Source organism: Salinicola sp. CPA57 (genome assembly GCF_003206035.1).
In the GTDB taxonomy this organism is placed as follows: domain Bacteria; phylum Pseudomonadota; class Gammaproteobacteria; order Pseudomonadales; family Halomonadaceae; genus Salinicola; species Salinicola socius.
On record NZ_PZJR01000003.1, the window covers coordinates 814696 to 820892 of the forward strand.

General features: G+C 59.8%; 7 protein-coding genes. 4 read left to right on the forward strand and 3 right to left on the reverse strand.

The window, feature by feature from the left end; translation table 11 throughout:
• Window positions 1-286: 286 nt before the first annotated feature.
• Both DOM36_RS05950 and DOM36_RS05955 read left to right on the forward strand, forming a co-directional pair.
• Window positions 287-1162, forward strand: a complete 876-nt coding sequence (locus DOM36_RS05950; RefSeq protein WP_075569347.1) for a TatD family hydrolase — start codon at window positions 287-289, stop codon at window positions 1160-1162.
• Window positions 1159-1641, forward strand: coding sequence for a hypothetical protein (locus DOM36_RS05955; RefSeq protein ID WP_075569348.1), 483 nt, complete (start codon window positions 1159-1161; stop codon window positions 1639-1641). The genes DOM36_RS05950 and DOM36_RS05955 overlap by 4 nt, the downstream gene beginning before the upstream one ends.
• Here DOM36_RS05955 and DOM36_RS05960 read toward each other — a convergent pair.
• Complete coding sequence (locus DOM36_RS05960; protein ID WP_110641848.1) at window positions 1598-2191, reverse strand: elongation factor P hydroxylase; 594 nt, start codon at window positions 2189-2191, stop codon at window positions 1598-1600. The two genes, DOM36_RS05955 and DOM36_RS05960, sit on opposite strands and share 44 nt — an antisense overlap.
• Window positions 2192-2304: 113 nt before the next feature.
• On the opposite strand from DOM36_RS05960, the gene DOM36_RS05965 reads away from it, so the two are divergent.
• Both DOM36_RS05965 and DOM36_RS05970 read left to right on the forward strand, forming a co-directional pair.
• Window positions 2305-3741, forward strand: coding sequence for an MATE family efflux transporter (locus DOM36_RS05965; RefSeq protein WP_110641850.1), 1437 nt, complete (start codon window positions 2305-2307; stop codon window positions 3739-3741).
• Window positions 3742-3831: 90 nt separating this feature from the next.
• On the forward strand, window positions 3832-4527 hold the full coding sequence (locus DOM36_RS05970) for a hypothetical protein (RefSeq protein WP_110641852.1): 696 nt from the start codon (window positions 3832-3834) through the stop codon (window positions 4525-4527).
• Between the two features lie 53 nt (window positions 4528-4580).
• Here the strand turns inward: DOM36_RS05970 and tusA are convergent, their stop codons facing one another.
• Complete coding sequence (gene tusA, locus DOM36_RS05975) at window positions 4581-4823, reverse strand: sulfurtransferase TusA (protein ID WP_075569352.1); 243 nt, start codon at window positions 4821-4823, stop codon at window positions 4581-4583.
• Window positions 4824-4848: 25 nt separating this feature from the next.
• Complete coding sequence (gene rlmM, locus DOM36_RS05980) at window positions 4849-5967, reverse strand: 23S rRNA (cytidine(2498)-2'-O)-methyltransferase RlmM (protein WP_110641854.1); 1119 nt, start codon at window positions 5965-5967, stop codon at window positions 4849-4851.
• Window positions 5968-6197 lie beyond the last annotated feature (230 nt).

The following is a 6197-nucleotide window of genomic DNA, read 5'->3' on the forward strand; positions in this document are numbered from 1 at the left end:
CGCGATCGTGAGTCTTCGAAAAAGCTGACTGTTGCATCTGTAAAGCGTATCGCTTGCAAACGCCTAGCGTGTCGCGCTTGCGGAACGTGTGTCTTGATCGGCATTGTACCTTGCTCGCCCACTCTCGCCGAAATGGATTGGCGCAGGCTTCGTCCCTGAGGATTGTCGCTTTACAATGCATGCCGACATTTTCCCATTGACGCGAACCCGTCACATCAAAGCCATCAAACCAAAACCATCAAACCAAAACCATCAAACCAATCCATGGACTCAAAAGGAGTGCCGCGTGAGCGACACGCCCCAGCATGAAGCTTCGAACGGCGAGTCTCCCTTGCCAGAAGCGTTACGAATCACATCGCCGACGCCACTGGTCGATATCGGCGCCAATCTGACCCACGAAAGCTTCGAGCGGGATCTCGAGGCCACACTGGCCCGGGCGACGAATGCCAATGTCACCACTCTGGTGATCACCGGTGCCGACCTCGAGGGGGCAACCAGGGCAGCTCGACTCGCGACGCGCTTCTCGGGCCTTCATGCCACGGCAGGTCTGCACCCCCACCACGCCTCCGACTGGTCCGGCGAGCTGGAGCAATCGATGCGCAATCTCCACCAGCAGGATGTCGTGGTTGCCGTGGGGGAATGTGGCCTCGACTTCCACCGCAATTTCTCGACGCCTGCAGATCAGGAGCACGCGCTGGAAGCCCAGTTGGCTCTCGCAGCGGAAACCGGTTTACCCGTGTTCCTGCACGAAAGGGACGCCGGCCGTCGAATGCTGGAGATTCTGCATGAATGGCGGGGCAGGATCAGCGACGCCGTCGTTCACTGTTTCACCGGTGACAAGCAGACACTTCATGGCTATCTCGACCTGGATCTGCACATTGGCCAGACCGGCTGGCTGAGCGACGAACGCCGCGGCCATCATCTTCGCGAGTTCGTCGCCGATATCCCCGGCGAGCGTTTGATGGTGGAAACCGACTGCCCCTACCTGCTGCCAAGAAATCTGCCGGCGAAGATTAAAGGACGCCGTCACGAACCGGCTCTGCTACCTTGGATAGTCAGAGAACTCGCTCACTGGCGCGGCGAAAGCGAAGCCGAGCTGGCACAACAAACCACGCTCACGGCCAGGCGTTTCTTTAGGCTCGAGGAGGACGCTGGCAAATGACGGACTATCCGGGATTCATCGCAATAGAAACTGGCGGCGATAATTCGCTGCCACTGGCCATCGCCTGGGCGCTCCCCAATGGTCAGATCAAGAACACCCTGATTCAGCCGGACGACGAATGGTTGAAAGACGAGCTGCTGTCGCTCGGCGGCTATGATCTCGACGAGCTCCGCCATCTCGGAATCAGTCCGCTGGACGTCATCCGAGAGCTGGAAAACGATCACTTCAGCGAGACGCTCTACACCGCCGGCGTTCAGGACGATGAAGCGGCACTATCGTTGATGTTCGACGACTTCGGCGTCGATCCGTTCGTGGAGTTGGAACCGGCGGCGAATCTCTATCCCGAGCTCGATGCCGGCGAATGGTCTCGCGCCCGCAGTGAACTCTTCGGCGAGATGGGTCTCGAGCCCTTGCGTCCGGAGCATGAAGTGCAGGTCATGCTCTATCTGCATCAGCGACTCGTGCAGCAGGACGAGTAGCGCTACCCGCCCCGAGCCGTCGCCGCCCGGCGGCGACGGCTTGCAGAACCCCGCCCTTTCCGGAATAAAAGACCTCGAGCATATCGATGAGTGCGTGCGCCCGCAGAGGGATACCCTCGCGGCGATAGCGCGCCGCCCGTGCCGTCACCTTCGCAGCGAATGCGTCACGATCGACTTCAACGCCATCGAGATTGTCGACGCTGACCTGGAACGGCTTGCGACAGGCGTCGCTGAGCATCGATTCGAGTGCCTGGGGCGCGACCTCGACCCGCTCGAAGTCGGCCTGCCGGCGGGCATCTCGTCCATCGGGCTCGTACCAGTAACCGTAATCCTCGAGCTGCCGACGCGCCTCGCCGGCGATGCACCAATGGCTGATTTCATGCAGTGCGCTGGCGAAAAAACCGTGAGCAAAGACGATCCGATGGTGATCGTGCTGCGCATCGGCAGGCAGGTAGATCGGCTCGACGTCGCCGCGAATCAAGCGGGTCCGATAGCTGTCGGCGAATACGCCGTCGAACAGGACGATCAAATCTTCGATGTCGTGGGTCATGAACGGCCTCCAGAACACCGCAGCAGTATACGTAAGTTGTCGGCGCGCGCCGAGCGTCTGTCAACGACTCCTGCTAGAATCGCCGCCCTGTCCGTTCGGTCAAGGAGCGCTTCGTGTCGACCGCCAATCATTTTTACCGCTGCCGGCGGGAGACCGCGAGCCTGGTGCGGCTGGCCCTGCCGGTCTGCGGTGCGCAACTGGCCCAGGCCGGCATGAGCGCCTCGGATGTCATCATGTCAGGACGCGCCAGCGCCACTGACCTGGCAGCGGTTTCGGTGGGCGCCAGCCTGTGGGTACCGTTGATGCTGCTGATGACCGGCACGCTGATGGGCGTGACGCCCATCGTTGCACATCGGGCCGGTGCCGGGGATTTCGATCAGGTGCGGGGAAAAGTCCATCAGGCTCTGTGGGTCGCACTGGTCCTTGGATGCCTAAGCGCGCTGGCCATGACGCTGGGCGCGAGAGCCATCTTCCAGCTGATGCAGATCCCTGCCGACGTCGCTGGCCTCGCGATCGAATATCTGAGTGCGGTGGCTTTCGGAATCCCCGCCGTGGCACTCTATCAGGCACTGCGCGCCTTCTCCGACGGCATGCTTCATACCCGGCCCGCACTGTGGATGAGCCTCGTGGGTCTGGCCGTGAATATTCCCGCCAATTTCCTGTTGATCTACGGCGGTCCCGGACTGGTCGAGCTATGGGGCGACGATATTCCGACGCTTCTCCAGCAGTTGCCAGCACTGGGGGCACTCGGCTGCGGTATCGCGACTGCGATCTCGATGTGGGCAATGTGCCTGGGAATGGTCTGGTACACGACGCGCAGTCGAGCCTACGCGCCAGTCTCGCTGTGGGCGTCGCCGACACCGCCGCGCTGGAAAGACATCGCAGAGCTTTTATACATCGGCCTGCCGATTGGGCTGGCCATCTTCTTCGAAGTCACCCTGTTCACGGTAATCACGCTACTTGTCGCCTACCTGGGGGAGATCACGGTCGCCGCACACCAGATCGCGCTCAACGTGACTTCGATCCTGTTCATGCTGCCACTGTCGCTGAGCATGGCGCTGACCGTCAGAGTGAGCAATCGGCTGGGAGCCGGCAACATGGCGGAAGCGCGCTTCGTGGCCTGGAACGGCATCGGCGTCGGCTTCGCGCTGGCGCTGCTCAACAGTCTGCTGATCTGGCTGCTGGCAGCACCGGTGGTATCGCTCTACACCAATAATGTCGAAGTACGAACCTTGGCGATGTCGCTGATCCTGCTGGCGATGCTGTTCCAGATCTCGGATTCGCTGCAGGTCAACCTGGCAGGCGCCTTGAGAGGATACAAGGATACGCGGGTGGTCATGGGCATCACGTTATTGTCCTACTGGTTCGTCGGGCTGGGCTGTGGCCACCTGCTGGGGCGCGGCATGGACAGTACGTTCGCTTCTCTGGGCATCTACGGTTACTGGATAGGTCTCAACGCCGGTTTGACGACGGCAGCAGGCCTACTGGCCTGGCGGCTCTGGCGCGTCAGCCGTCAACGTTCAGCGAAAAACGCAGTTTATCTGCATTGAGTTTGCCGTGGGACTTAACACGCCCTTCATGGCTATGCTAATACTGGCGTCATGCCTCAAGCCGAGACATTGCCGACCAGGAGGGTAGCCATGGGTGTCCCACTTTCCCCTCGCTCTGCGCAGATCATTGATCTGGAAACCATGAGGCACCGGCTGAGAGCCAGGAAGCGGTTGGTCCGGCTATCGCCCGAACTCGATGGTCTAGAGATGCTCTATTATCTCGCCTCCGATCCCGACACGCTGTATGGCATGCCGCTGCTGGCATGGGGCCTGCGTGAAGATGACGAAGTCGTCGGGCTGGTGCCATGGATGGAGTCGCTGGCGCCATGCCATGAACTCGACGATCCCGAGTATGGTCATTTCGTCGGTTATCGGGACCCCGAGACCCACGAAATATTCCACGATGCGCCGGAACATAAGATCGCTGAACTGGAACATGCGGCGGCCTACTTCGACTATGAAGAAACCCCGGAAGTCTCACTGACTCAGCAGCTCCCGGAAACGCAGGGAACGCATGCGCTATGCATGGATGAAGACGGCAGGCCCTGGCAGCTCAAGCAGATCGTCGGCTGGCACCTTTACAGCAATGGCACTGTCGACGCGATGCTGGTCGACGATACGCAAGCCACGCCGTTTCCCGTTTTGATGGGAGACGATTGTCTCTATCCCGGCCGCAGCCGGCACCGCACGCTCTATTTTTTCCAGCGCAATATCGCTAACCGCATCCGAAACGAAGATCCGGACACGCTGGAGGCGCTGGCGCTGATGGTTGCGCCGGGAAACTGACGCGTTATCGGGAAGCCATCCCATCCCACGGGTGGTGAAAGTCGACCGCTATCTCATCCGAGCAGGATGCGATAGCGGTATTCATCCCCATCCTGGCTCTGTTCGACTAGCTGGTGGCCGAGAAAGCTGCAGAACTTGGGGATATCTCGGGTGGTCGCCGGATCGGTAGCGATGACCTCGAGGGTATTTCCAGCTGTCATGTCACGGACCTTGTTGTGCATCAACATGATCGGCTCGGGACAGTAGAGCCCTCGTGTATCCAACGTTTCATCTGGATGGGTTGCCGCATTGTTCATGGTTGCCTCACACGATTTACCGTCGTTAGCCGTCCAGTCGAACGTGGACGGTGACCTCTTCACGGTCATGATACAAGTGGCGGCAGGCGATACTGGCCACTACGCCTTTGGCTTTCAGCGTCACTTCCAGCCGATTCAAACAGCGCTGAATCTCTTCCCAGCGCTTTTTCATCGGCAGCTTGAGATTGAAGATTGCCTCTCGACACCAACGTTTGACCAACCAGCGCTCGACCATGTCGATCACACGCATCGGCTTGTCGACGATATCGCACACCAACCAATCAAGCCGATATGGCGGCTCCCAGACAAAACCATCTTCACGCAGATGCTCGACCTGCCCTGTCGCCATGAGTCCCGGCGCCATGGGTCCATTATCGATGGCGTAGACGAACATCCCTCGACGCACCAATTGATAAGTCCAGCCACCCGGTGCTGCGCCGAGATCCACGGCCTGCATACCGTTATGCAGACGAGATTCCCAGGCATCCTTCGGCACGAAAGTATGCCAGGCCTCCTCGAGTTTCAACGTGGAACGGCTCGGGGCATCGGCGGGATGACGCAGGCGCAGAACACCACCCAGGTGATCGCTGCGATTGCCTGGAAAGCTCATTCCGACCTGTACCGAATCGCCGGATAGCCAGAACAGATGCAGGCGACGTCCGCCGGCTTTGCGGCGCAGCCCGCCGCCCCGCTTCAAGGTACTTTCCAGCGGACGACTCAGCGACTTGGCGAGACGGCCCAGACTCTTGCCATCATTAGTGTCCGGCGTCTCGTGCCAGATCGACTCGAAATTCCAGCCACTCTCCTTGATCAGATTCACGATAGGTGAAATCCGATCGTCTCGAGAGAGCGGGAGTGGTTCGAAGGCAATGAGTGACTGCCTCGCGAACACCAGAGACATCAGCGGTAACTCACGGTGAACGCTGTTTGCTGGCTGAGCGTCGTGGGTCTGCCAGCGCACGAAGCCACTATCAGGATCAGCCGCAACGACTTCACCAGACTCACCGGTTTCATGCGCGCGCGCACTGACCTCGGCGGCCAGATCGGGCTCGAAACCCGCTCGACAATATAACAGCCATTCGTTGGGCACTCGATTCACAATCGCCTCGCTGCGCTGGCATTCATCTCTGGAAAAAACCGACATAAAAAACCCCAGCCTGTTGGCCGGGGTTTCGGATAGAAGCGTGACGATACCCGGCCGGCGCTCCGGGGCTTGACTCAGCTCATCCTGAGTCTCGCCCTTCGGGCCCGCTAAAGCGGTTCCCGTTTATTCCCGATAAACGGGTCCGCGGGGAAACCCCTTGGTTTTTGTCGCACCATAAAAATACCCCAGCTTCTTTCGAAGCTGGGGTACGGTATAGGTGCCTGACGATG

Bases quoted from the DNA above. Each gene is read 5' to 3' on its own strand.
- tusA (WP_075569352.1), bottom strand. From the start codon at position 4,823: ATGAACAATGCGGCAACCCATCCAGATGAAACGTTGGATACACGAGGG.
- rlmM (WP_110641854.1), bottom strand. From the start codon at position 5,967: ATGTCGGTTTTTTCCAGAGATGAATGCCAGCGCAGCGAGGCGATTGTG.
- DOM36_RS05970 (WP_110641852.1), top strand. From the start codon at position 3,832: ATGGGTGTCCCACTTTCCCCTCGCTCTGCGCAGATCATTGATCTGGAA.
- DOM36_RS05960 (WP_110641848.1), bottom strand. From the start codon at position 2,191: ATGACCCACGACATCGAAGATTTGATCGTCCTGTTCGACGGCGTATTC.
- DOM36_RS05955 (WP_075569348.1), top strand. From the start codon at position 1,159: ATGACGGACTATCCGGGATTCATCGCAATAGAAACTGGCGGCGATAAT.